Below are 25,785 nucleotides of genomic sequence, written 5' to 3' on the forward strand. Positions count from 1 at the left end.
CAAGCGGCAAGGTCAGGCGCGCCGAAAACTTGCAGCTTGCAGCTGAAAACGTGCCGCTGCTTTTATCCCTTTATCAGGTGTGCCGCCAGCGTTCGCAACGGCCCCAACTGCCGGCAGATCAACGCCAGCTGCGTCTGCACCAGGCGCTGGCCTTCGTCGATCTCGTCGGGCATCTGTTCCAGCTCGGTCGCCAGGGCTTCTTCTTCGTCGCTCTGGATCGCGATCGGTTGTTTGCTCGCCAGGCCCTGGGCGATTTCATCGATGCTGCTCGCCAGCTTGAACCCGGCACCTTCGATCAGCTGCTCGCGGATTTCATCCGGTAGCCGGGTCTCGCGGTGCGCGCCGAGGCCCGAGAGGTAGCTGAGCAGGGTGTGCGACAGCACCAGGAAACGAAAACCGACATCCGCCTCCTTACGGAAATGCCCCGGCTCCATCAGCATGTTGGCCAGAGTGGTCGACAGTGCCGCGTCGGCGTTGTGCGCGTTGCGTCGGGCCAGGCGGTAGGCCAGGTCATCGCTTTTGCCGGCGGCGTACTGCTGCATGATCTGGCGCAGGTAGATGCTGTTACAGGTCAGGGTGTTGGCCAGCACCTTGTTCAACCGCCGACCCTGCCAGTCCGGCAGGAACAGGAACACCGCGAGGCCGGCAATCAGGCTGCCGAGCAGGGTATCGAACAGGCGCGGCAGGAACAGTCCATAGCCGTCGCCGACCTGATTGAAGCAGAACAGCACCATCACGGTGATTGCCGCCGTCGCCAGGGTGTAGCGGGTGGTGCGGTTGATAAAGAACACCACTCCGGCGGCGATCGCGAAACACGATTGCACCAGCGGGCTGGGGAACAGGTCGAACAGCGCCCAGGCCACGGTCAGGCCGATGGCGGTGCCGATGATCCGCTGGCCGAGCTTGCGTCGGGTTGCGCCATAGTTTGGCTGGCAGACAAAGAGCGTGGTGAGGATGATCCAGTAGCCCTGCGAGGGGTGGATCAAGTGCAGCACGCCATAGCCGATGGTCAGCGCCAGCGGCAGGCGCAGGGCGTGACGGAACAGCAGCGAGGTCGGGGTCATCTGGGTGCGCAGGCGGGTCCAGACGTCCTTTAGATTGCGCGGCGAACGGTCGAGCAGGCTGCTGTCAGTGGCGTCGGCGAGGGCGTCGGGGTTGCTCGCGTCGCTGAGCAGGCGGTCGAGTGTGCCGAGGTTGGCCGCGAGTGCACGCAATGAGCGCAGCAATCCGCGCCAGGCCGGGTTGCTCTGGATGCGCAGATGCTCGATCGAGGCGTGCAGGTCGCTCAGGGCCTGGGCGAAGCTGTCGTCATAGACGAACGGCTGGCGCATCTGGATCGATTCGGCCAGTGCCCGGCACGCCTTGCCCTGTTGGCGCAGCAGGCGTTGGCAGCGGAACAGCACGTCGCTGTGAAAGAACGCATCGGCCAGGGCGTTGTACGGGTAGTGCGAGGAACTGGCGCGCTCGTGGATGTCCTGGGCGAGGAAGTACAGCTTCAGGTAGCGGCTGACTTTCGACCCCGGCCGGCCATTGCCGACCCGGTGCAGGATGATTTCCTTGGCGGCATTGAGCGCGGCGACCACGCGGCCGTTCTGCTGCGCCAGTTCCAGGCGCCGGGCTTCGACGTCCATCTGCCGCAGTGGCTCGAACAGCGCCGACTTGAGCTTGAGGTAGTAGCCCAGTTCGCGGAACAGCCGCGCCAGGCTTTGCTGCACCGGCTGGTTGGAGAACATCGCTTGCCACAGCACCGACAGCAGGCCGTACCACGCCGCGCCCGCCACCAGCAGCACCGGTTCATGCCAGAAGTCAGTCACCGCACCGCCACGCTGGTCGACGCCGATCATGGTGTAGACCGAGAGAATCAGCGTCGCCGAGGCAATCGCCCCGTAGCGTTCGCCGAGGGCGCCGAGCATGGTCAGGCCGAAGCTGGCGAGCGCAAAGGCGATCACGAAAATCCAGGGGTAAGGGAACAGCAGTTCGACCGAAAATGCCGCGACGCTGAAGCACACCAGGGTCACGGCCAGCGCGTTGAGGCGGCCCTGCCAACTGTCGTCGGTCTCGGCCAGGGCGCAGGCGATGATCCCCAGGAACAGCGGAATCAGCAGGGCCATTTCATCCTGGTACCAACACAGCGCCATGCTGCCGGTCAGGGCGATGAACACCCGCACGCTGTAGCTGAACTTGTCCAGTGCCCAAAGGCGCCGCAGAGACTGACGAAACGGAGTCGATGACATGAAGTGCGAAGGCCTTCCGGGGCAATGCCGCTAAATTGAGCCAGTAATGACGCCGACGCAATGGCGACGATCACATCTGACAGCAAAATCTGTTCCTTCGCCGGCGCGCATGTGATCCGTAGGAGCTGGCTTGCCAGCGAAGGCGCCCTTGAGAGCGCCAAGAGCTTCGCTGGCAAGCCAGCTCCTACAAAGGTTATTTACAGGGAGCGATGCGGCTTAGACGTACTGCGCCGCCGCATATCCCGAAGCCCAGGCCCACTGGAAGTTGAAGCCGCCGAGGTGGCCGGTGACGTCGAGTACTTCGCCGATGAAATACAGGCCCGGGCTTTTCAGTGATTCCATGGTCTTGGATGACACCTCGCGAGTATCGACGCCACCGAGGGTCACCTCGGCGGTGCGGTAGCCCTCGGTGCCAGCGGGCACCACCGTCCAGCTCGCCAGTTTGGCGGCGATCTCGGCGATTTCGGCGTGGGTGTACTGCTTCATCGGCTTGGAGGCGAACCAGTTGTCGGCCAGCAGGTTGGCCATCTTCTTGGTGAAGATCTCGCCGAGCAGGGTTTTCAGTTCGCTGTTCGGCCGCTCGGCTTGCTGCTGTTGCAGCCAGGCGTGCGCGTCATGGTCGGGCATCAGGTTGATTTCGACGCTGTCGCCGGATTGCCAGAACAAGGAAATCTGGAGAATCGCCGGGCCGCTGAGGCCACGGTGAGTGAACAGGATGTTCTCGCGAAAGCTCTGGTCGTTGCAGCTCACCAGGCAATCCACCGAGGTCCCGGACAACTCGCTGCACAACTCCTTGAGTTGGTCGGTGATGGTGAACGGCACCAGACCGGCGCGGGTCGGCAGCAGTTCGTGACCAAATTGGCGCGCCACCTGGTAACCGAAACCGGTGGCGCCGAGGGTTGGAATCGACAGGCCGCCGGTGGCGATCACCAGCGACTGGCAGTTCACCTGGCCAAGGGTGGTGTCCAGCAGGTAGCCGCTTTCGAGCTTCTCGATGGTCTGGATCGAGGTGTCCAGGTGCAGGCTGACGCCGGCCTGATCGCACTCGTTGAGGAGCATCTCGAGGATATCGCTGGACTTGTTGTCGCAAAACAGCTGGCCGAGCTTTTTCTCGTGATACGGCACGCCGTGCTTGGCCACCATGCCGATAAAATCCCACTGGGTGTAACGCGCCAGCGCGGATTTGCAGAAATGCGCATTCTGCGAGAGGAAATTGCTCGGCTCTGTGTACATGTTGGTGAAATTGCAGCGGCCACCGCCCGACATCAGGATTTTCTTGCCGGCCTTGTTGGCATGGTCGAGCAACAGCACCTGGCGCCCGCGCCCGGCGGCGGTCAGTGCACACATCAACCCTGCGGCGCCAGCGCCAATGATCACGACTTCGGTAGAGCGCAAAACGGTGTCCTCACACAAAATTCACAGACGCAACACCCTTCTGTAGGAGCTGGCTTGCCAGCGAAGACTTTGGCGCATTCAACACAGATGTTGCCTGCCTGACCGCCTTCGCTGGCAAGCCAGCTCCTACGGGGAGGGTAATCCCTTAAAGGATCCGCACACGCAACGAACGGCCTTTGATCTTGCCGTTGTTCAGACGCTGCAAGGCCTGTTTGGCGATGCTACGGTCGACGGCGACGAAGGCCTGGAAGTCGAAGATCGCGATCTTGCCGACCTGCGCACCCGGCACGCCGGCGTCGCCGGTCAGGGCGCCGAGGATGTCGCCTGGGCGTACCTTGTCCTTGCGCCCGGCGCCGATGCACAGGGTGCTCATGGCCGGCAACAGCGGGCCGCCGCCCTGTTGGGTGAGGTTGTCGACCTGATCCCAGTTCAGCGGGGTCTTCTGCAGTTGCTCGATGGCCTGGGCACGGTGCGCTTCGGACGGCGCCACCAGGCTGATCGCGATGCCTTTCTCACCGGCACGACCGGTACGGCCGACGCGGTGGATATGGATTTCCGAGTCCCGCGCCAGTTCGACGTTGATCACCATGTCCAGCGCATCAATGTCCAGGCCGCGCGCGGCGACGTCGGTGGCCACCAGCACCGACGTGCTGCGGTTGGCGAACATCGCCAGCACCTGGTCACGGTCGCGCTGTTCCAGGTCGCCGTGCAGGCCGACGGCGGAAATACCCTTGGCGGTCAGGTGATCGACGGTCTCCTGCACCTGCTGCTTGGTGAAGCAGAAGGCCACGGTGGACTGTGGGCGGAAGTGGCCGAGGACCTTGACCACGGCATCCATGCGCTCGTCCGGGTTGATCTCGAAGAAGCGCTGCTCGATCTGGCTGTCGTCGTGGAACGCCTCGGCCTTCACTTGCTGCGGGTTGCGCATGAATTTCGACGCCAGTTGCTTGATGCCCACCGGGTAAGTGGCGGAGAACAGCAGGGTCTGGCGGCGCTCCGGGCACTGGGCGATGATTTCTTCGATGGAGTCGTAGAAACCCATGTCGAGCATGCGGTCGGCTTCATCGAGGATCAGCGTGTTCAGGCCGTGCAGGACCAGCGAGCCCTTGCGCAGGTGCTGCTGGATCCGCCCCGGAGTGCCGACGATGATGTGCGCGCCGTGCTCCAGCGAACCGATCTGCGGGCCGAACGACACGCCGCCACACAGGGTCAGGACCTTGATGTTGTCTTCGGCACGGGCCAGGCGACGGATTTCCTTGGCCACCTGGTCGGCCAGCTCGCGCGTCGGGCAGATCACCAGCGCCTGGCAACCGAAGAAACGCGGGTTGATCGGGTTCAGCAGGCCGATGCCAAAGGCTGCGGTCTTGCCGCTGCCGGTCTTGGCCTGGGCAATCAGGTCCATCCCCTTGAGGATCACCGGCAAGCTTTGCGCCTGGATCGGCGTCATCTGGGCATAACCGAGGGAGTCGAGGTTAGCCAGCATGGCGGCAGACAGCGGCAAAGTATTAAAAGCGGTGGCGATGGTGGTCACGGGACTGGCCTGCAAAACAAAATGTCGCGCAGTGTACCAGTCCTATTGCCTTTAGCCCGTAGTTTCCGGATGAGAAGTAGCCGAGCGATGACCAGGCAAGGCGAAAACTGCCGAGAAAGCGGAGTTGGCTTTAGCCAATGAGCATTTCGAGGCTGTTTTCAACGCAGCATGGTCGAGCGCAGGCACTTATCATCCGGAAACTAAGGCTCGATGTGTTCTTCCGGACGTGTGACCCGCCGTCCGTCTTTTGGCGACAGCTGCAAGAAGATCGCTGCCGCCAGCATCGCCATGATCCCGACCGTGACAAAGGTCAGCTGGAAGGCGCCCAGAATGGTCTCCACGCCATCGTTGCCGACCTCGGCGGTAAAGCCGCCGAGCAGGGCACCGGCGCAGGCCACGCCCAGGCTCAGGGACAACTGCGCGACCACCGAGAGCAAGCTGTTGCCGCTGCTGGCGTTGGCGTCGTCGAGGTCGATCAAAGTCACGGTATTCATCGCGGTGAACTGCAGCGAGTTGATCGCCCCGAGGATTGCCAGGTGCACCAGCAGCAGCCAATACGGCGTCTGCTCGCTGACCAGGCCCATGCTCGCCAGCATGATCCCCAGCGCCAACGTATTGCCGGTGAGCACGATGCGATAGCCCAGGCGCTCGATCAGCGGCCGCGCCACCCACTTGGCGACCATCGCCGCAGCGGCCAGCGGCAACATGCTCATCCCCGCCTGGGACGGCGAATACCCCATCGCCACCTGCAACAGCAGCGGCACCAGGAACGGCAGGGCACCGCTGCCGAGGCGGGCGAACAGGTTGCCGAGGATGCCCACGGCGAAGGTCCGGGTGTTGAACAGCGTGGGCGAGAACATCGGGTTGTCGATGTGCCCGGCGCGCAGCCAGTACGCCGCCAGGCACGCCATGCCGGCGAACAGCAGCAACATCACCCGCAGGTGGGGCAGGTGCAGTTCGCCGAGACCTTCCATGGCGATGGTGATCAGCACCATGGCCGCGCCAAACAGCACGAACCCCAGGCTATCGAAGCGCGTGCGCTCGCTGCCGCGCAGATCGGGAATGAACTTCCACACGGCGTAGCAGCCGATCAGGCCCACCGGCAGGTTGATCAGGAAGATCCAGTGCCAGGTCAGGTACTCGACCATCCAGCCGCCCATGGTCGGGCCGATCAAGGGGCCGAGCAACCCGGGAATGGTGATGAAGCCCATGATCCGCACCAGTTCCGAGCGCGGGTAGGCGCGCAGCACCACCAAGCGCCCGACCGGCAGCATCAGCGCGCCGCCCAGGCCCTGGATCACCCGGGCGCCGATGAGCATGCTCAGGCTGCTGGACAGGGCGCAGAGCAATGAGCCGAAGCTGAACAGCAGAATCGCGCTGAAGAAGATCTTCTTGGTGCCGAAGCGGTCGGCGATCCAGCCCGAGGCCGGAATCAGCAGGGCCACGGTGAGCATGTAGGCGATGATCACGCCCTGCATGCGCAGCGGGTCTTCCGCCAGGTCGCGGGCCATGGCCGGCAGCGCGGTGTTGAGGATGGTGCCGTCGAGGGACTGCATGAAAAACGCAATCGCCACCACCCACGGAATCCAGCGGGCGGTGACGGGATCGAGAACAGGGCGGTTGGGCATGGGACCTCTTGAATTTTGACAACTCACCGCTTCCCGTAGGAGTTGGCTTGCCAGCGAAGCTCTTGGCGCCCTCAAAGACGCCTTCGCTGGCAAGCCAGCTCCTACTACAAGGTTTTGCGGTCTTACAGGGTCAACGTCAACCGCTTGATCAACGCCCCCGGCAACAATGCCGACGCCGTGGCGCGCTGGTCGTAGGTGCTGGCCGACAGGATCAGCTCGCGCTCCCGGGTCAGGGCTTCGAGTTGCGAACCCAACAGACTATAGGCGCTGTCATCGAAACGCATGGTGCTGACCGGTGCCTGGATCTCGCCGTTCTCCACCCAGAAGGTGGCGAAGCGGGTCATGCCGGTCAGGCGCGCGGCCGGTTGGTCCGAGTAGTTCAGGTACCACAGGTTGCTGATGTACAGGCCGGTGCCCAGTTGCTTGAGAATCTGCGACTCGGCCAGGGTGCCAGCGGCCATGTTCAGCGCGCTCGGCGCTTCACCGTCGCCGGCGCCATTGGCGTTCAGGCCGTATTCGGCGGCGCTGCGTGAGCTGACCAGGCGCTGATCGGCCTGGCCGGCGGCGATCAGCTTGAGGTCGCTGCGTGGATAACCTTCGCCGGAAAACGCCGGGCTCAGCGAGCCGCTGACCTGTTCATCGAGCGACAGCAGCGGGCTGAAAGCCTGGTCGCCGGCATAGAGTTTTTGCAGCGGGCTGCTCTTGCTGGCGATCGCCTGTGCGGAAAAACCGCCCCAGCAGAGCATGCCGACCAGCTCATCCAGGGCTGCCGGTGCCAGGTAGGCGCGGTACTGACCCGGTGGCAGGGTGCGCAAGGGGCGACCGAGAAATTCCAGCTGCTGCCGAGCCTGCTCGAAGCGCTTGGCGAAGGCTTCGCTGTTCCAATCGTGGCCGGCGTAGCTGGCTTTCACCGCCTGGCCGTTGGCGTGGAACAGGCTGAAGTCGAAGTTGAAGCTGTTGGCCTGATGCCAGCCAAACGCACCCGATGAACTGGCGAATCCGCGGCTGATCGGGCCGGCGGCATAGAAACCGACCAGGTCCAGGCCAGCGGCGGCGCTGGCGATTTCGGCCACTGCCTGGGCGGTGTCCGGCAGCGGATGGTCCTGCACGTTATGGCTCTGCCAGGCATCGTGGTTGAGCAGCAGGTACGGATCCGGTGGCAGCAGCGGCAAGGTCTCGCGCAGTTGCTGCAGGGCGTCGGCCAGGCGCTCGCGGTCGACCTGCGGATCGCCGGCCAGGGTGATGCTCAAGTCGGCATGCCGACCGGCGTCAATCAGCTTGAAACCGAGGCGCGCCTGTTGCACCTGCCCGGCCTGGCGGACTTGAGCGTGGTTGAAGCGCACGAACGCCGACGACTCGGCGGCATAGCTCAAAGTGAATTGCTCCGGTTCGCGCAGGGCTTCGCGCAGCGCGTTCACCAGCGCCTTGAATTGCTCGACCTGACTCAATGCGGTGCTCATCAGGCGTCTCCCCCAAATACATCAATATTGCTGAATACACAGGCCGGCGACGCGTGGCCGACGCGGATCACCTGGTTCGGTTCGCCCTTGCCACAGTTCGGCGTGCCCAACACCTTGAAGGTGCTGCTGTCGCCGACCGCGCTGAGGTTGTTCCAGAACTGCGCGGAAATGCCCCGGTAGTTGGGGTTCTTGACCACGCCCTTGAGTTCGCCGTTTTCGATCAGTTGGCCCCATTCGCAGCCGAACTGGAATTTATTGCGCGCATCGTCGATCGACCAGGAACGGTTGGTCGACATCAGCACGCCGCGTTCGATGCCGCCAATCAACTGCTCCAGCGACTGCTCGCCCGGCTCGATGTTGAGGTTGGCCATGCGGTCGATCGGCGGCCGGTTCCAGCCACAGGCACGGCTGTTGGCGACGCCATTCAGATTGGCGCGAAACTGCGACAGGGCGCCGCCCAAAGGCCGCTGCAGCAAACCTTCGCGGATCAGGAACTGCTTGCTCGCAGGCGTGCCGTCATCGTCGTGGGCGTAGCTGGCGAGCTCTTCGGGGATCTCCGGGTCGAAGGTCACGTTGAGCAGTGTCGAGCCGTATTGCAGGCTGCCGAAATCGCTGGTTTTGACGAAGCTGGTGCCGGCGTAGTTGCGCTCATCGCCGAGGATGCGGTCCAGTTCCAGCGGGTGGCCGATGGATTCGTGGATCTGCAGCATCATCTGGTCCGGCATCAGCAGCAGGTCGCAGCGGTCTTGCGGGGTGTTGGGCGCCAGCAGCAACTGCAGGGCCTGGTCGGCGACCTGCGGCGCGGCACCGATCAGGCCACAACGGCTGATGACGTCGGCGCTGCCTTGCTGGCCGAAATTCTCGCGGCCGAGGCTGCGGGTCTGGCTGTCGTTGCCGTCGTAGGCGGTGACGTCCAGTCCGGGATAGACGAAGCGTTGCGCCTGGCGCAGTTCGGCGCCAGCGCTGTTGAGGTAGATCTGCTCGACATGAGTGATGCCGATGCTCACCTGCCAGTTCACCAGGCGCTCGTCCTTGGGCACGGCGGCGGATTCGGCGCCGAGCAACTGGTAGCACTCGGCGAGCGAGGGGAAGGGTTGTTGCAGATTCGGTGACAGGTAGTCGCCGCGCTCGCTGGACACCGCTTGCTGGCGCAGGTCGAGCAGGGCGTAGGCGGCCAGTGCGCGGGCCTGCTGTTCGGCGCGCTCGAGGGCGGCCTGCAGGCCGGCGAGGGACAGGTCGTTGGTCGCGGCGTAGGCTTCGACGCCATTCACCCGGGCGGTGAGCATCGCACCTTCGTCACGGCTCAGGTGCGGCGGCTCGGCAACGTTCTTGCGCACCGACAGGTACTGGCCCGACTCGCGCACATGGCGCAGGGAAAAAAACTCGGCGCCGGTGCGCAGGGCAGCGAAGCGCTGCTTGAGTTGGGGATGGAAATCGAACATGCCTACCTCCGTGTGGGGGGGATTTTGGGGGCCTTGATACCCTTGTAGGAGCGAGCTTGCTCGCGAAAGAACAGTGACGCGGTCATCCTGAATGATCGCGGTGCCCTCGGGTTCTTCGCTGGCAAGCCAGCTCCTACAAGATCGCGGTGTTCTCGGGTTCTTCGCGAGCAGCGGAACGCCGCCCGGGCTGCTCCTACAGGAGGTTGGACGCTTTAGACCGGGCAGCCCTTGGCGCGGAGGATGGCGTCGAAGCGATCCGGGTCCAGGGTGCCGGCTTCGATGGCGGCCAGGGTGGCTTTCTCGCGGGCCAGCAGGTCGTGGCAGCGCACCAGCAACTCAGGCAGTTCGGCACGGGCAGCGGCGACCACGCCGTCGCCGTCGCCGATCATCAGGTCGCCCGGCATCACCAGCATGCCGGCGCACGAGATCGGCACGTTGATCTCGCCACCGCCGTCGGTGCTCGGGCCACGGTGCACACCACCGATGGCATAGGCTGGCAATTCACCGGTCTGCCATTCGTCGAGGTCACGCAGGGCGCCGTTGATCACCACGCCGACGATCCCGGCCTTGAGGGCCATGGCGCGCATGATGCCGCCGAACACGGCGCGGGTCAGGTCGGCACTGCCGTCGATCACCAGTACGTCACCCGGGCGGGCCATCTGCATGGCCTTGAGGATCATCAGGTTGTCGCCGGGGCGCACACGCACGGTCAGCGCGCTGCCGAGCATCGGCGCGCTGCCATGGAACGGCTTGAGGCCCAGACCGCCGACGTTGCGCCCCAGGCAGTCGCTGACGGCGGCCGCGGGGATCTTGCTGAACTCGGTCAGCCATTTTGGATCGAGGGGTTCTACGTTGGGATTGATCAGATAGCCGGTGGGCCATTTGCTCGAAGAGACGACATCAAACATGAGTAAGCCTCGTGGCCAGCCAGGGGGCGGCCTGTCGGTGGGGCGGGGAGGTGAAACGTTTGCGCGATGCCTAGAGTAGGCCGGGGCGGGGGGTGGGGGCAAGGGTGTAGGAAGGGTTGGGATTGTGGTGGTCAGTTGAGCCCCCTTCGCGAGCAGGCTCGCTCCCACAAGGATCGCTGGTGTTCACAAATGTTGTGATAACCATAGAAGCTGTGAGAGCGAGACTGTCGCACCGTCGCGAAAGGCGCGCCTCGGTGTAACTGTTTTACTGCGCGGTACGGCTCACTTCACGCAGCGGCTTGCCACGCACCGGCGCATCGCCGGCGACGTAGTACTTGGCCTGGCTGCGCGGCAACGGCTGGCGACCACGGATCTTGTCGGCGATTTTCTCGGCGATCATGATCGTCGGCGCGTTGAGGTTGCCGGTGGTGATCAGCGGCATGATCGAGGCATCGACCACACGCAGACCCAGCATCCCGTGGACGCGACCTTCGCCATCGACCACCGCCATCGCGTCGGTGCCCATCTTGCACGAGCAGGACGGGTGGAACGCGGTTTCGGCGTGCTCGCGAATGAACTTGTCCAGTTGCTCGTCGGTTTGCACCTCGATACCCGGGCTGATTTCGCGACCACGGAACGCATCCAGCGCCGGCTGCTGCATGATTTCCCGGGTCAGGCGGATGCCGTCGCGGAATTCCTGCCAGTCCTGCTCGGTGGCCATGTAGTTGAACAGGATGCTCGGGTGCTGGCGCGGGTCCTTGGATTTGACCTGGATCCGGCCACGGCTTGGCGAACGCATGGAGCCCATGTGTGCCTGGAAACCGTGCTCTTTCACACCGTTGCTGCCGTTGTAGTTAATCGCCACCGGCAGGAAGTGGTACTGGATGTTCGGCCACTCGAAATCCGGACGGGTACGAATGAAACCGCCGGCTTCGAACTGGTTGCTGGCGCCGATCCCGGTGCCGTTGAACAGCCACTCGGCACCGATCGCCGGCTGGTTGTACCAGAGCAGCGACGGGTACAGCGACACTGGTTGGGTGCAGGCGTACTGCAGGTACAGTTCGAGGTGATCCTGCAGGTTCTCGCCCACGCCTGGCAGGTCATGAACCACCGGGATATCCAGGCTTTCCAGAAGCTTGGCCGGGCCGACGCCGGAGCGTTGCAGAATCTGTGGCGAAGCGATCGCGCCGCTGCACACCAGCACTTCCTTGCGCGCACGGGCTTCCACGACTTCTTCGGCGCTGCCCACCAGGTAGCGCACACCCACGGCGCGCTTGCCTTCGAACAGCACTTTGTCGGTCAGGGCGTGGGTGACGATGTTCAGGGTCGAACGCTTCTTGGCGGTGTCCAGGTAACCGCGCGCGGTGCTGGCGCGACGGCCTTTGGGCGTCACGGTGCGGTCCATCGGACCGAAGCCTTCCTGCTGGTAGCCGTTGAGGTCGGAGGTAGCGGGGTAACCGGCTTGCACGCCGGCTTCAACCATCGCGTGGAACAGCGGGTTATTGCCTGCTTTAGGCGTGGTCACGCTGACCGGGCCTTCGCCGCCGTGGTAATCGTTGGGGCCGATGTCACGGGTTTCCGCCTTGCGGAAATACGGCAGGCAGTCGAGGTAGGTCCAGTCTTCCAGGCCCGGGTTCTTCGCCCAGCCGTCGTAGTCCATGGCGTTGCCACGGATGTAGCACATGCCGTTGATCAGCGACGAGCCACCCAGGCCCTTGCCGCGACCGCATTCCATCCGGCGGCCGTCCATGTGCGGCTCTGGATCGGTTTCATAGGCCCAGTTGTAGCGACGGCCTTGCAGCGGGAACGCCAGCGCCGCCGGCATTTGCGTGCGGAAGTCGAAACGGTAGTCCGGGCCGCCAGCTTCGAGCAGCAGGACGGTGACGCCAGCGTCTTCGGTCAGACGGGTCGCCAGGGTATTACCGGCCGAACCGGCGCCGATGATGATGTAATCGTATTCTTGGGACATTGAATGCACCCTCTTTGATGGTGGTCAGGTCGGGCCTTGTGAGTGCTTTGCACCCGATTCGCTGGCAAGCCTGCTCCTACAAGGGCAGCGCAATACCTGTAGGAGCTGGCTTGCCAGCGAAAGCGGCCTTACGGGCAATGCATCACTCGGGTCTTAGAACACCGAGGCGTAATCGCCCAATTCAACCTGTACCGATTTGATGCGGGTGAAGTTGTTCAGCGAGCTGATGCCGTTCTCACGGCCAACACCCGACTGCTTGTAGCCACCCACCGGCATCTTCGCGTCGGATTCGCCCCAGGCGTTGATCCAGCAGATACCGGCTTCGAGCTGATGAATCACGCGGTGGGCGCGGTTCAGGTCGCGGGTCACGACGCCGGCGGCGAGGCCGAAGTCGGTGTCGTTGGCGCGGCGGATCACTTCTTCTTCGGTTTCGTAGGTGAGGATGCTCATCACCGGGCCGAAGATTTCTTCACGGACGATAGTCATCTCGTCGGTGCAGTCGGTGAACACGGTCGGTGCCACGAACGCGCCCTTGGCGAATTCGCCCTCGGTCATGCGTTCGCCGCCGCACAGGACGCGCGCGCCCTCGGCCTTGCCCTTGGCGATGTAGCCCAGCACGCTTTCCATGTGGGCGAAGCTGACCAGTGGGCCGAAGTTGGTGTTTTCGTCTTGCGGGTTGCCGACGCGAATGCGTGCAACGCGTTCGGCGATCTTGGCTTCGAAGGCTGCTTTCAGGTGGCTCGGCACGAACACGCGAGTGCCGTTGGTGCAGACCTGACCGGAGCTGTAGAAGTTGGCCATCATCGCGGTATCGGCGGCGCGGTCGAGGTCGGCGTCGTCGAAAATGATCAGTGGCGACTTGCCGCCCAGTTCCATGGTGACGTCCTTGAGCGAGGACGCCGAGGCACTGGCCATGACCTTCTTGCCGGTGTCGGTGCCGCCGGTGAAGGAGATTTTCTCGATGCGCGGGTGCTCGGTCAGCCAGGTGCCGACTTCACGGCCGCTGCCGGTCAGGACGTTGAATACACCATCCGGCAGGCCGGCTTCGGTGTAGATCTCGGCCAGTTTCAAGGTGGTCAGGGAAGTGACTTCGCTTGGCTTGAAGATCATCGCGTTACCCGCGGCCAGGGCCGGGGCGGATTTCCACAGGGCGATCTGGATCGGGTAGTTCCACGCGCCGATACCGGCCACCACGCCTACCGGCTCGCGACGGGTGTAGACAAAGGAGGTGGTGCGCAGCGGGATCTGCTCGCCTTCGATTGCCGGCACCAGGCCTGCGTAGTATTCCAGCACGTCGGCACCGGTGACGATGTCGACGTACTTGGTTTCGGAGAACGCTTTACCGGTGTCCAGGGTTTCCAGGGCGGCCAGCTCATCGTTGCGCTCGCGCAGGATGTCGACGGCGCGACGCAGGATCCGCGAACGCTCCATGGCAGTCATCGCCGCCCAGATTTTCTGGCCTTTCTCGGCACTGACCACGGCGCGTTCGACGTCGTCGAAAGTCGCACGTTGCACCTTGGCGAGGACTTCCCCGGTAGCCGGGTTGATGGCTTCGAAAGTGGCATCGCTGCCAGCGTCGGTGTAGCCGCCATCGATGTAGAGTTTTTGCAGTTCGAAACGGGCCATAAAGTCCTCGCAAGCGCATTGAGTGGGTTGGCGGTAACCAGCGTGCGGGTCGTACAGCACGACACGTGCGCTGGAGTTCAGGGGTAGAGCGTTCTGGTGTGCTCTAACTCACCTGCTTGGCCAATTGGATATCCATGTATTCGTAAGCGATCCGCTGCGCCTGCTCGGTGTCGAAAGCATCTCCCGACAAGGCGCCGCGCAACCACAAGCCGTCGATCAGTGCAGCCAGTCCGCGTGCCGCGCTGCGTGCCTGGTCCAGCGGCAAGACGCGGCGGAACTGGCAGCACAGGTTGGAATACAGGCGGTGATCGTTGATCCGCTGCAACCTGTGTAACGACGGTTGATGCATGCTGGTGGCCCAGAAGGCCAACCAGGTTTTCATTGCCGGGCCATTGACCTGGCTGGCGTCGAAGTTGCCTTCGATGATCACCTGCAGATGGGCCCGCGGGCTGTCATCTGTCAGCGCCTGACGGCGCAGGGTGACGTTCTCGCTGAGGACACTCATCAGATACCGCATCGTGGCGGCGATCAGGCCGTTCTTGTCCTGAAAGTAATGACTGATGATGCCGTTCGAGACACCGGCCAAACGAGCGATCAGCGCAATGCTGGCGTCCCCCATTCCGACCTGATCGACGGCCAGCAGCGTGGCTTCGATCAATTGCTGGCGGCGAATGGGTTGCATACCGACCTTGGGCATGTTGCACCTCTCCTTAGGCCTCCCGATGGACGAAAAACGTCTGTCGGATTGAGGACCAGTCTATTTTGTTTTGATTGAACGTTCAATCAACAAAGAATAAGATCTGCGACAAATCGTCGCTGCTTACAGGTTTTTCCTACGTGTAAATGGCGGAAAAACGACATCCAAAAACGCTCGAAACCCACGCGCACTGGCGCTTGCAGGCTTCGGGCGTTTTTACGGGTGTCTTTATATCACCCGCTGGTCGGCTGCCCACTAACCGATTGGTCGGGTACGGCTTTGCCTTGTGTCCTTCTCTCGCACTGCCTGGAGCATCTGTGCAATGAGTTCTGCCTCTCTAATAAAGACCCCGCCAGAAAAGGTGACGGTCAACGGTTGGGTGTTCTACACCTCCACCGCATTGATTCTGCTGCTGACTGCCATCCTCATTGCCGCACCGCAAGAAGCGGGCCGGTTGCTGGGCATTGCCCAGGCCTGGCTGTCGCGCAGCTTCGGCTGGTATTACATGGTGGTGATCGCCGCCTACCTGGTGTTTGTCGTCGGCCTGGCGTTTTCCTCCTACGGCAAGCTCAAGCTGGGCAGCAAGGACGACACCCCGGACTTCAGCTACGGCGCCTGGGCGGGGATGCTGTTCTCCTCCGGTATCGGTATCTCGTTGCTGTACTTCGGTGCATCCGAGCCGCTGGACCACTTTTTCAATCCACCGGAAGGCGTACCGGGTTCCCACGAGGTGGCGCGTCAGGCAGTGCAGCTGACCTTCCTGCACTGGGGCCTGCATGGCTGGGCGATCTACGCTTTGGTCGGGCTGGCCGTGGCCTACTTTGCCTACCGTCACAACCAGCCGCTGGCCTTGCGTTCGGCGCTGTATCCGCTGGTCGGCGAGCGCTGGGTCAAGGGCGCGGCCGGGCATGCGGTGGACGGCTTCGGCATGTTCGTCACGCTGCTGGGCCTGGTGACCAACCTGGGGATCGGCTCGCTGCAAGTGTCGTCGGGGCTGGAGAACCTGTTCGGCATCGAGCACAGCAACACCAACCTGCTGATCGTGATCATCGTCATGAGCACCGTGGCGACCATCGCTGCGGTATCGGGTGTGGAAAACGGCATTCGCCGCCTGTCCAACCTGAACATCGTGCTGTTCAGCGGCCTGCTGATTTTTGTGCTGTTGTTCGGCCCGACCCTGCACCTGCTCAACGGCTTCGTGCAGAACATCGGCGACTACCTCAACGGCGTGGTGCTGAAAACCTTCGACCTGTACGTGTACGAAGCCGACAACGCCAAGTCCGAGCGCTGGCTGGGCCTGTGGACCCTGTTCTACTGGGCCTGGTGGATTTCCTGGGCGCCATTTGTCGGCATGTTCATCGCGCGTATTTCCCGTGGCCGTACCGTGCGCGAACTGGTGGCTGGCGTGCTACTGATCCCGCTGGGCTTCACCCTGGCGTGGCTGTCGATCTTCGGTAACTCGGCCCTCGATCTGGTGATGAACCAGGGGGCGGTGGAGCTGGGCAAGACGGCGCTGGAGCAGCCGTCGATGGCGATCTACCAACTGCTTGAGCATTACCCGGCATCGAAAATCGTCATCGGTGTGTCGATCTTTGTCGGCTTTGTGCTGTTCCTGACCCCGGCGGATTCCGGCGCGGTGATGATGGCCAATCTCTCGTGCAAAGGCGGCGATGTCGACGAGGACGCACCGCACTGGCTGCGGATTTTCTGGTCGGCGGTGATCACCCTGGTGACCATCGGCCTGCTGTTCGCCGGTAACTTCGAAGCCATGCAGACCATGGTGGTGCTGGCTGGCTTGCCGTTCTCGGTGGTGCTGGTGTTCTTCATGTTCGGCCTGCACAAGGCGATGCGCCAGGACGTGCAGATCGAACAGGAACAAGCCGAACTGGCGGCGCGTGGGCGGCGTGGTTTCAATGAGCTGCTGAGCGACCTGGATCTGCAACCGGCGCCGTCGCCAGTGCGTCAGAGCACAACGGCAGCCTGATGGGTAAGTGGAGCGGTGTTTCAGTCTGAAGCACCGCATCAACTTCTTCGCTGGCAAGCCAGCTCCTACAAGGTTTGTGGACATCCGCAGGATATGTCTCCGACACAGATCTCTGTAGGAGCGAGCTTGCTCGCGAAGGGGCATCAGCCGCACCGCAACAACTTCTTCGCTGGCAAGCCAGCTCCTACAAGGTTTGTGAACATCCGCAGGATATGTGTCCGACACAGATCTCTGTAGGAGCGAGCTTGCTCGCGAAGGGGGCATCAGCCGCACCGCATCAACTTCTTCGCTGGCAAGCCAGCTCCTACAAGGTTTGTGAACATCCGCAGGATATGTGTCCGACACAGATCTCTGTAGGAGCGAGCTTGCTCGCGAAGGGGCATCAGCCGCACCGCAACAACTTCTTCGCCAGCAGGCTGGCTCCCACAAGGGTCTATCCCACAAACAAAAACGCCGCGATCTCTCGCGGCGTTTTTGTGTCTGCGGGTCTGGGTTAGCCCAGGTTCTTGCCCAGCAGCGCGTGGTACAGCTCGCTGTCGCCGAGGATCCCGACCACATGGTTGTTGTCGTGGAGCACCAGCTTGTTGCCGGTCTGGTAGCGGATCTGCAGGGCGTCGCGCATGCCGATGTTGGAGTCGACCAGGGTCGGGCGGCGGCCGAGGCCTTCCACCGACTGGCCGGGTGCCCAGTTCTGCAGGTCCAGGGCCGAGCCGTTCTGGCGGGCGCCCTTGATGGTGTTGCCTTCGGCCAGGTCCAGCCACGAGTCGCCGCCCGGGTCCAGGCACACCGAACCGTTGATGCGCTTGCAGTTGTCCAGGGTGCGCATCAGGCTGCGGCCGCACAGCACGTTGAGCGGATTGGTGTGGGCGACGAAGGTGCGCACATAGTCGTCGGCCGGGTTGAGGACGATCTCTTCCGGCTTGCTGTACTGGATGATCCGACCGTCCTTCATGATCGCGATGCGGCTGCCCAGCTTCAGCGCCTCATCGAGGTCGTGACTGACGAAGACGATAGTCTTGGCCAGTTTGCGTTGCAGCTCCAGCAGTTCGTCCTGCAGACCCTGGCGGATCAGTGGGTCGAGGGCCGAGAAGGGTTCGTCCATCAACAGGATATCGGCGTCCATCGCCAGGGCGCGGGCCAGGCCGACCCGTTGCTGCATGCCGCCGGACAGCTCATCAGGCTTCTTGTTGCGCCACTGGGTCAGGCCCACCAGCTCCAGCTTCTCGTCCACCAGCTTGCGCCGTTCCTTCTCCGGACGACCCTGCATTTCCAGGCCGAAGCTGATGTTCTCGCGCACCGTCAGCCAGGGCATCAGGGCGAACTTCTGGAAGACCATGGCGATACGCTTGGTGCGCATCATTTTCAGTTCGGCCGGGGTGCACGAGGCGATGTCGATCTGCCGACCTTCATGCTCGACGAACAGCTTGCCGCGGCTCACGGTGTTGAGGCCGTTGATGCAGCGCAACAGGCTGGACTTGCCGGAGCCGGAGAGGCCCATCAGCACGCAGATCTCGCCTTTGTTGATGTCCAGGCTGGCCTTTTCAACGCCGACGATCTGCCCGGTCTTTTTCAGGATCTCACTGCGGGTCAAGCCTTGATCGAGCAGTTTCAGTGCTTCGCGCGGATCCTTGGTGAAGATCACGTCAACGTTTTCGAAGCGAATTATGCTCATGCGTCACCCCCTACTTTGGCGTCGGGTTGTTTGCAGATACGGTCGAGCATGATCGCCAGCAATACGATCGCCAGGCCGGCTTCGAAGCCCAGGGCGATATCAGCGGTATTCAGTGCGTTGACCACGGGTTTGCCCAGGCCGTCGGCACCCACCAGCGCGGCAATCACCACCATCGACAACGACAGCATGATGCACTGGGTGATACCGGCCGCGATGCTTGGCATGGCGTGGGGCAGTTCAATGCGCGAGAGCAACTGACGGCGCGAGCAGCCAAAGGCCTTGCCGGCATCCATCAGTTCCTGCGGTACGTCGCGAATGCCCAGGTAGGTCAGGCGGATGGGCGCGGCAATCGCGAACACCACCGTGGAGATCAGCCCCGGGACAACACCCAGACCGAACAGGGTCAGGGTAGGAATGAGGTACACGAACGTCGGTACGGTCTGCATCAGATCGAGTACCGGACGCATCATGGTGTAGAACATCGGTTTGTGCGCGGCGACGATGCCCAACGGCACGCCGATCAACACGCAGACCAGGGTGGCGAACATCACCTGGGCGAGGGTTTCCATGGTTTCCTGCCAGTACCCCAGGTTGAGGATCAGCAGGAACGAGGCGACGACAAAGGCAGTCAGGCCCCATTTGCGTTGGATGAAGTGCGCCAGCAAAGCGATCAGACCGATCAGTGCCAGCGGGTTGAACCAGGTCAGCGCAAACGTCACGCCGTGGATCATCGTTTCCAGCGACACGGCAATCGCGTCGAAGGTGCTGGCGCCGTGTTGCGTCAACCATTCAACGAATGCCGCGATGTACTGGCCTAGGGGTATTTTCTGATCAATCAGCATGGTAATGAACGTCCGCATGCAAGGTAATTAACAGCCCGGACGGCATGCGCCGTCCGGCATAAGCGACTACTGCAACTTGGCTTTCACGGCCTCCAGGCCTGGTTTACCGTCAATGGTGGTCACGCCAGCGAGCCAGGTATCGAGCACCTGTGGGTTCTTTTTCAGCCAGGCCTTGGCGGCCGCGTCAGGCTTCATCTTGTCGTCGAGGATGTTGCCCATCAGTTCGCTTTCCATGTCGACGGTGAACTCCAGGTTCTTCAACAACTGCCCAACGTTGCTGCATTCCGTGGCGTAACCCTTGCGGGTGTTGGTGGCCACGGTAGCGGCGCCGAAATCCGGGCCGAAGAAGTCATCGCCACCGGTCAGGTATTGAATCTTGAAGCGCTTGTTCATCGGGTGCGGGGCCCAGCCGAGGAAGACGACGGCAGTGTCGCGTTTCTGCGCGCGGTCGACTTGCGACAGCATCCCGGCTTCGCTGGACTCGACGACCTTGAAGCCAGCGTCCTTGAGGCCGAAGGCGTTCTTGTCGATCATCGACTGGATCAGGCGGTTGCCGTCGTTGCCGGGCTCGATGCCGTAGATCTTGCCGTCGAGTTCTTTCTTGAATTTGGCAATGTCGGCGAAGTCATGCAGCCCTTTGTCGTACAGCGCCTGGGGGACGGCGAGGGTGTACTTGGCGCCCTTGAGGTTGGTACGCACGGTCTCCACGGTGCCGGCATCGCGGTAGGCCTTGATGTCGTTTTCCATGGTCGGCATCCAGTTCCCCAGGAACACGTCCATGTTCTTGCCGTCGGCCAGCGACTTGTAGGTCACAGGTACGGAAATCATGGTGGTCTTGGTTTTGTAGCCGAGGGCGTTGAGCACGACGCTGGTGGTCGCGGTGGTCGCCGTGATGTCGGTCCAGCCGACATCGGAGAAGTTGACGGTGCTGCATTGAGCCGGCTCCGCGGCCTGCGCCAGCACGGGAAGACTCAGTAGGGCGGCCAACAACAACGGGTTACCTTTCATGGGGTGGACTCCTGGATGTTTTTTTGGCGGTGTTCCGACAGGACAGCCGCACTGGGTAGTGTTGCGGTTGGTGGCGATGAAGACAGCTCTGCCACGGCGCTTCGCAATCGAGTCGTAACTGATCATGGACCAGCGAAAATCTGACGCCTACAGGGTGCGTCGTATCCAGTACAGGGATGGTCGCATCCAGTGTCAGCGAGGTCGTTTACAGCTTTTTTCCGACCGTTGTTGCCCGCTGAACCGCAAAAAAAACCGCCGCAATGTGTCGCTTGCGGCCTGCGGCGTTAGTGGGCATGAGTGCGTCGGTGTCAGACGTTGAGCGACCGGGCAAAAGCCCGATGATGCGGCCATATGCACGGGTCGCTGCTTGAGCGTAGCAGCTCCGTCACCGGGCGCTTTGCGGCCTGGAACCTGCTCATCGAGGAGTCTCGTACGTCATGGCTATCAGCGTTTTCGACCTGTTCAAAATCGGCATCGGTCCCTCCAGCTCGCACACCGTAGGGCCGATGCGCGCCGGCGCGCTGTTCGTCGAGGCGCTGCGTGAGAAGCAGTTGCTGGAGCAAGTGCGGCGTGTCGAGGTGCAGCTGTATGGCTCGTTGTCGGCCACCGGCATCGGTCACGGCAGCGACAACGCGGTGATCATGGGCTTGATGGGGGAATGGCCGGACGCGATCGATCCGTCGCAAATTGGCATTCGCATCGACACCCTGCGGGAAACCGACACCCTGCTGCTCGACGGTCGTTTGCCGGTGCCTTTTATCTGGTCGCGGGACATGCGCCTGATCGACGAGAACCTGCCGTTCCACCCGAATGCCATGACCCTGGTGGTATTTGATGAAAACGGCGAAATCCATCGCGATACCTACTATTCAGTCGGCGGCGGTTTTGTCGTCGATGAGGCCCAGGCCTCCAGCGGTGTGGTGGACCTGGACAGCACCGTCTTGCCCTACGATTTTTCCAGCGCCGCCGAGCTGCTGGAGCTGTGCCAGAAGCACAACCTGCGGGTGGCCGAGTTGATGCTGGCCAACGAGAAGGTCTGGCGCAGCGAAGAGGAAATCCGCAGCGGCCTGATGAAGCTCTGGCGGGCCATGCAGGATTGCGTCGAGCATGGCCTCAAGCACGAAGGCATCCTGCCGGGCGGGCTCAATGTGCGGCGCCGTGCGGCCAAGCTGCACCGCAGTCTGCAAGAGCTGAACAAGCCCAACGTGATCGGCTCGACCTTGAGTGCCATGGAGTGGGTCAACCTGTTTGCCCTGGCGGTCAACGAAGAAAACGCCGCGGGCGGGCGCATGGTCACGGCACCCACCAACGGCGCTGCGGGGATCATCCCGGCGGTGCTGCATTACTTCATGAAATTCAGCGAGGCAGTGACCGACGCCAACGTGGTCGACTACCTGCTGGGCGCGGCGGCGGTGGGCATCCTGTGTAAAAAGAACGCGTCGATCTCCGGTGCCGAAGTCGGTTGCCAGGGCGAAGTGGGTTCGGCCTGCGCCATGGCGGCAGCGGGGCTGGCGGAGATTCTCGGGGCGACGCCGGAGCAGTTGTGCAATGCCGCGGAGATTGGCCTGGAACACAACCTCGGCCTGACCTGCGATCCGGTCGGCGGGTTGGTGCAGGTGCCGTGCATCGAGCGCAACGCGATTGCGGCGGTGAAGGCGATCAACGCCGCGCAGATGGCCTTGCGTGGGGACGGCCAACACTTCATCTCCCTGGATCGGGTGATCCGCACCATGCGTGATACCGGGGCGGATATGCATGACAAATATAAGGAGACATCGCGTGGGGGGTTGGCGGTGAGTGCTGTGGAGTGTTGAGTCCTTGATACCGCGTCATCGTACATCGCGAGCAGGCTCGCTCCTACAGTGGTATGTGGTGTTCACAGAACCTGTAGGAGCGAGCCTGTCGAGTCGTCGCACCGTCGCGATACGCCAGACCAGTCAAAACTGCCCGTAAACTGATCACCCATCGCCCATCCCGCCACCTTTTAGCGCGTCGCTCTCAGATAAATGCCCCATCGAAAGCAGGGGGCTCTTCGCGCGCTGCTACCGCCCGTCACCCGTGCCAGCGGTGACACTCTTGGCTGATCGCTCGCAACCCAGTTCCCACAAGTGCTACCGATTTGCTCACAGCCCCTTGAACCGTGCCGTTGCACGGCCGTGCCAAGCCCCGAATCCCCATCCGCTACATGTCATATACAGACACACTCCGATGTCGTTTTCAGGAGTTATTGATTGGCCATTCAATTTTAGGCATGGCAATTGCTCTGTCATTACAAAGCCCGTCTCCCACTCGAGAACGATGGCCATAACAAGAGCCTCCGCCTGAGGCCATCACCCGCTTTGTGTGAGGAGATACCGCGATGACGTCGTTCAACTCAGGGGCCCAACCCCAGAACCGTGCGCCTCAATCCATCGGCTTTCTGCTGCTGGACAATTTCACGCTGATTTCCCTGGCTTCAGCAGTCGAGCCACTGCGCATGGCCAACCAGTTGTCCGGTCGCGAGCTGTATCGCTGGACCACCCTCACCGTTGACGGCGGCCAGGTCTGGGCCAGTGATGGTCTGCAGATCACCCCTGACGCCTCCATGCACAAAGCACCCGCGATGGACACCATCATTGTCTGCGGCGGTATCGGCATCCAACGCACCGTGACCCGTGAACACGTGTCATGGCTGCAAAGCCAGGCGCGCCAGTCGCGTCGCCTCGGCGCAGTCTGCACCGGCAGTTGGGCCCTGGCTTGCGCCGGTCTGCTCGACGGTTTCGACTGCAGCGTGCATTGGGAATGCCTGGCTGCGATGCAGGAAGCCTTTCCCCGGGTCGCGATGAGCACACGCCTGTTCACCCTCGACCGCAACCGCTTCACCAGCTCCGGCGGCACCGCGCCCCTGGACATGATGCTGCACCTGATCAGCCGCGATCACGGCCGCGAACTGTCGGCCGCGATTTCGGAGATGTTTGTCTACGAGCGCATCCGCAACGAACAGGATCACCAGCGCGTGCCGCTCAAGCACATGCTCGGCACCAACCAGCCGAAGCTGCAGGAAATCGTCGCGCTGATGGAAGCCAACCTCGAAGAGCCGATCGACCTTGATGAACTGGCGGTTTACGTCGCCGTGTCCCGTCGCCAACTCGAGCGGCTGTTCCAGAAATACCTGCACTGCTCGCCGTCGCGTTACTACCTCAAGCTGCGGCTGATCCGCGCCCGGCAGTTGCTCAAGCAGACGCCGATGTCGATCATCGAAGTGGCATCGGTCTGCGGCTTCGTCTCCACGCCGCACTTCTCCAAGTGCTACCGCGAATACTTCGGCATTCCACCGCGCGACGAGCGCGTCGGCTCCAACACCACCCAACAGGTGGCGATGATGCCGATTCCACAAGCCCTGGTATTGGCGCCGCTGTCGGGGCCGATGTCGGCGCTGAGTCAGGCGCGCAATGAGTCGACGTTTGCCAGTGTAAGGCTCTAGACCGCAGAGACCTTTTCGCGATGGTGCGACGATTCGACAGGCTCGCTCCTACAGGGATCTATAAAATCCTGTAGGAGCGGGCTTGCCCGCGAAGCTTTATCGGCTGGTGTGGCTTTGCTGGAATTCGGCCAAGGCTGGCAACAGCTGCTTGTCGATCGCCTGGCGCACGGCTGGCAGGATAGTGGCACTGCTGGTGTAGATTTCCTTGACCATCTTGCGCAGTTCATACGCCCGGGCATTGTCCAGCCCCCTCACTGCGCATTCGCAGGCCTGCTCGGCCGTGGCGCCGACGGGCACCTGAAAACCCAATGCCTTGAGCTGGCCCAACAGGTCTTCCTGATCAATCAAATCGGCGTGCATCATGACGCGAATCCTTCTTCCGGGAACAATGGGGTGACTCGATTCTGGTAGGCACGGGTGATGGGGGCAAGGGCGATTTGTCGCAGTGTCCACATTGGCTATGAGCATGTCGTTTTCGGCTAACTTGGCCTGCGGCGGAGTGGGCACACTGGCCTCAGCTCGCTACACGAAGGTTTGGTCACCCTCGCGCAACGGCTCCTCAACAGTACTTTGTGCCCCGATCCTGTCACGGCTTGTATCGGGGCTTTTTTTGTCTGTGAATTCGTGCACGCCTCTATTTGTAGGAGCTGGCTTGCCAGCGAAAAACCTGAGGGCACCGCGTACATTCAGGATGCCGCGTCATCGTTAGCGTCCTTCGCGAGCAAGCTCGCTCCTACAGGCGATCAACGATGACGCGGTCTAGCGTTGCAACACCAGAATCCGCGACAACAACTCATCGCGATCCACGTAGCAGCCCTGGAAATGCCGGGCGCCGGTGGCGGGGTCGAAGGCGTTGCGGGCGTGCAGGGTGCGGCGGTTGTCGAAGCACCATAGCTCACCGGGGTTGAGCCGCTGGATCAGGCGAAAGCGCGGCTCGCGGGTCATGCCGATGAACCGCCGATAGGCCCGATACAGCTTGGGCATCTGCTCCACCGATGTGTCGAACGCCCCGCGCAGAAAGTTCGCCATGCGTATTTCCGTGACCCGTCCCAGCGCATCCAGGGCAATGATCGGCGCCAGGCAGCGGTAGTCGCTGTGGCGGTCCTTGTTGCGAAACTCCACCGCAATTTCACACAGGCTGCGGAAGGCCTCGGGATCCTCCTCGCGCAACGCCTCGGCAATCGCAAAACCGTCGACGAAAATACTTTCGCCACCCTCGGCGTCATTCACCAGGCAATGCAGGAATTGCAGGCCGGGTTGCAGCTCGCGGGTCGGCAGGTCGGTGTGCAGCGGCAGGTTGAAGGCAGTGTAGGCATTGCTGTCGGCATCGGCTTTGGATTGCACGTTGAACAACACGCCGAAATTGCTCTCGCGGATAAACGAAATACGCTGTGCGATCAGCTTCAACGAACCCGGTTCAGTGGGCACGCCACGGACCTGGGTCAGGCCGGTGTCGCGCACCGCCAGCAGCCAATGCAACAGGGCCCGGTCGTCATGCATCAGTGCCGCGTAATCGAACGCCGGTATCTGCAGATCGCTGTGCCATAAGTGCGCGCGGGGCTTGGCCGCCAGTCGTTCGCCGCGCGATTCGTTGTCATAGGCGTGGGCGCGCAGCCAACCGGCGTCGAAATGGCTGAGATGGCCGTCCTGCCAATCGATGCGCAGGCAGCCGTCGGTGTCGATATAGGCCGCGTTTGGCGCCAGGTCCGGCGCAGCGTCGACGATCTCGAACAGCTGTTCGCGAGTGACGCTGTAGACGCAATCGGCACACGGGCAATTGTCCCGCAGCCAGACGTGGTGGAACGGGCTGATCCGGCGATCGGCCCACTCGATCAGCACGCGGTCGGTGAGGTTCTGCACGCCATTGAGCGCGCTGATCAACGGGTAAGTACGGAAATCGGCAACGGCGGCAGCGGTGTTCATGAC

Annotated in this window: 18 protein-coding genes; 3 read left to right on the plus strand and 15 right to left on the minus strand. The window is 62.4% G+C overall.

What is annotated here, in order from left to right; all coding sequences use genetic code 11:
• Positions 1 to 62: 62 nt before the first annotated feature.
• From yccS to betI, 10 genes are all read right to left on the minus strand, one after another.
• Complete coding sequence (yccS, locus tag ACZYR5_RS06750) at positions 63 to 2,234, minus strand: YccS family putative transporter (protein ID WP_489088624.1); 2,172 nt, start codon at positions 2,232 to 2,234, stop codon at positions 63 to 65.
• A 216-nt stretch (positions 2,235 to 2,450) separates the two neighbouring features.
• The gene (locus ACZYR5_RS06755) at positions 2,451 to 3,629 is read right to left on the minus strand and encodes a BaiN/RdsA family NAD(P)/FAD-dependent oxidoreductase (RefSeq protein ID WP_489088623.1); all 1,179 of its coding nucleotides are present in this window, start codon (positions 3,627 to 3,629) and stop codon (positions 2,451 to 2,453) included.
• Positions 3,630 to 3,774: 145 nt separating this feature from the next.
• Positions 3,775 to 5,112: an ATP-dependent RNA helicase DbpA gene (dbpA, locus tag ACZYR5_RS06760; RefSeq protein WP_489089049.1), complete on the minus strand. Its 1,338-nt coding sequence runs from the start codon at positions 5,110 to 5,112 to the stop codon at positions 3,775 to 3,777.
• A 248-nt stretch (positions 5,113 to 5,360) separates the two neighbouring features.
• Complete coding sequence (gene mdtD / locus ACZYR5_RS06765) at positions 5,361 to 6,788, minus strand: multidrug transporter subunit MdtD (protein WP_489088622.1); 1,428 nt, start codon at positions 6,786 to 6,788, stop codon at positions 5,361 to 5,363.
• 122 nt (positions 6,789 to 6,910) lie between these two features.
• Positions 6,911 to 8,248, minus strand: coding sequence for a TldD/PmbA family protein (locus tag ACZYR5_RS06770; RefSeq protein ID WP_489088621.1), 1,338 nt, complete (start codon positions 8,246 to 8,248; stop codon positions 6,911 to 6,913).
• A complete protein-coding gene (locus ACZYR5_RS06775) occupies positions 8,248 to 9,690 on the minus strand; it encodes a TldD/PmbA family protein (protein ID WP_489088620.1) in 1,443 nt (480 codons plus the stop codon). Before ACZYR5_RS06775 ends, ACZYR5_RS06770 begins: the two co-directional genes overlap by 1 nt.
• 212 nt (positions 9,691 to 9,902) lie before the next feature.
• Positions 9,903 to 10,598, minus strand: a complete 696-nt coding sequence (locus tag ACZYR5_RS06780; protein WP_489088619.1) for an RraA family protein — start codon at positions 10,596 to 10,598, stop codon at positions 9,903 to 9,905.
• A gap of 265 nt (positions 10,599 to 10,863) precedes the next feature.
• Positions 10,864 to 12,567 (minus strand): choline dehydrogenase, encoded by a 1,704-nt coding sequence (betA, locus tag ACZYR5_RS06785; protein WP_489088618.1) that lies wholly within the window; start codon positions 12,565 to 12,567, stop codon positions 10,864 to 10,866.
• A gap of 153 nt (positions 12,568 to 12,720) precedes the next feature.
• Positions 12,721 to 14,193, minus strand: coding sequence for a betaine-aldehyde dehydrogenase (gene betB / locus ACZYR5_RS06790; protein WP_489088617.1), 1,473 nt, complete (start codon positions 14,191 to 14,193; stop codon positions 12,721 to 12,723).
• Positions 14,194 to 14,296: 103 nt separating this feature from the next.
• Entirely contained in the window at positions 14,297 to 14,890 is a 594-nt protein-coding gene (gene betI, locus ACZYR5_RS06795) for a transcriptional regulator BetI (protein ID WP_027617073.1), read from the minus strand.
• 379 nt (positions 14,891 to 15,269) lie between these two features.
• Between betI and ACZYR5_RS06800 the strand changes: the two genes are divergently transcribed.
• Positions 15,270 to 16,874, plus strand: a complete 1,605-nt coding sequence (locus ACZYR5_RS06800) for a BCCT family transporter (RefSeq protein WP_489089048.1) — start codon at positions 15,270 to 15,272, stop codon at positions 16,872 to 16,874.
• A gap of 493 nt (positions 16,875 to 17,367) precedes the next feature.
• Here the strand turns inward: ACZYR5_RS06800 and choV are convergent, their stop codons facing one another.
• From choV to ACZYR5_RS06815, 3 genes are all read right to left on the minus strand, one after another.
• Positions 17,368 to 18,546, minus strand: coding sequence for a choline ABC transporter ATP-binding protein (gene choV / locus ACZYR5_RS06805; RefSeq protein WP_489088616.1), 1,179 nt, complete (start codon positions 18,544 to 18,546; stop codon positions 17,368 to 17,370).
• The gene (choW, locus tag ACZYR5_RS06810) at positions 18,543 to 19,388 is read right to left on the minus strand and encodes a choline ABC transporter permease subunit (RefSeq protein WP_027617076.1); all 846 of its coding nucleotides are present in this window, start codon (positions 19,386 to 19,388) and stop codon (positions 18,543 to 18,545) included. Before choW ends, choV begins: the two co-directional genes overlap by 4 nt.
• 66 nt (positions 19,389 to 19,454) lie before the next feature.
• Complete coding sequence (locus ACZYR5_RS06815) at positions 19,455 to 20,396, minus strand: choline ABC transporter substrate-binding protein (protein WP_027617077.1); 942 nt, start codon at positions 20,394 to 20,396, stop codon at positions 19,455 to 19,457.
• Positions 20,397 to 20,833: 437 nt separating this feature from the next.
• Between ACZYR5_RS06815 and ACZYR5_RS06820 the strand changes: the two genes are divergently transcribed.
• Both ACZYR5_RS06820 and gbdR read left to right on the plus strand, forming a co-directional pair.
• A complete protein-coding gene (locus ACZYR5_RS06820; protein ID WP_489088615.1) occupies positions 20,834 to 22,210 on the plus strand; it encodes an L-serine ammonia-lyase in 1,377 nt (458 codons plus the stop codon).
• Positions 22,211 to 22,755: 545 nt separating this feature from the next.
• The gene (gbdR, locus tag ACZYR5_RS06825; RefSeq protein ID WP_027617079.1) at positions 22,756 to 23,859 is read left to right on the plus strand and encodes a choline metabolism transcriptional regulator GbdR; all 1,104 of its coding nucleotides are present in this window, start codon (positions 22,756 to 22,758) and stop codon (positions 23,857 to 23,859) included.
• Between the two features lie 96 nt (positions 23,860 to 23,955).
• Here gbdR and ACZYR5_RS06830 read toward each other — a convergent pair whose 3' ends face one another.
• Together ACZYR5_RS06830 and ACZYR5_RS06835 are read right to left on the minus strand one after the other, a co-directional pair.
• The gene (locus ACZYR5_RS06830) at positions 23,956 to 24,222 is read right to left on the minus strand and encodes a hypothetical protein (RefSeq protein WP_489088614.1); all 267 of its coding nucleotides are present in this window, start codon (positions 24,220 to 24,222) and stop codon (positions 23,956 to 23,958) included.
• 396 nt (positions 24,223 to 24,618) lie between these two features.
• Positions 24,619 to 25,782: a gamma-butyrobetaine dioxygenase gene (locus ACZYR5_RS06835; protein WP_489088613.1), complete on the minus strand. Its 1,164-nt coding sequence runs from the start codon at positions 25,780 to 25,782 to the stop codon at positions 24,619 to 24,621.
• Positions 25,783 to 25,785: the final 3 nt, after the last annotated feature.

It is taken from the genome of Pseudomonas sp. F007, assembly GCF_057814275.1.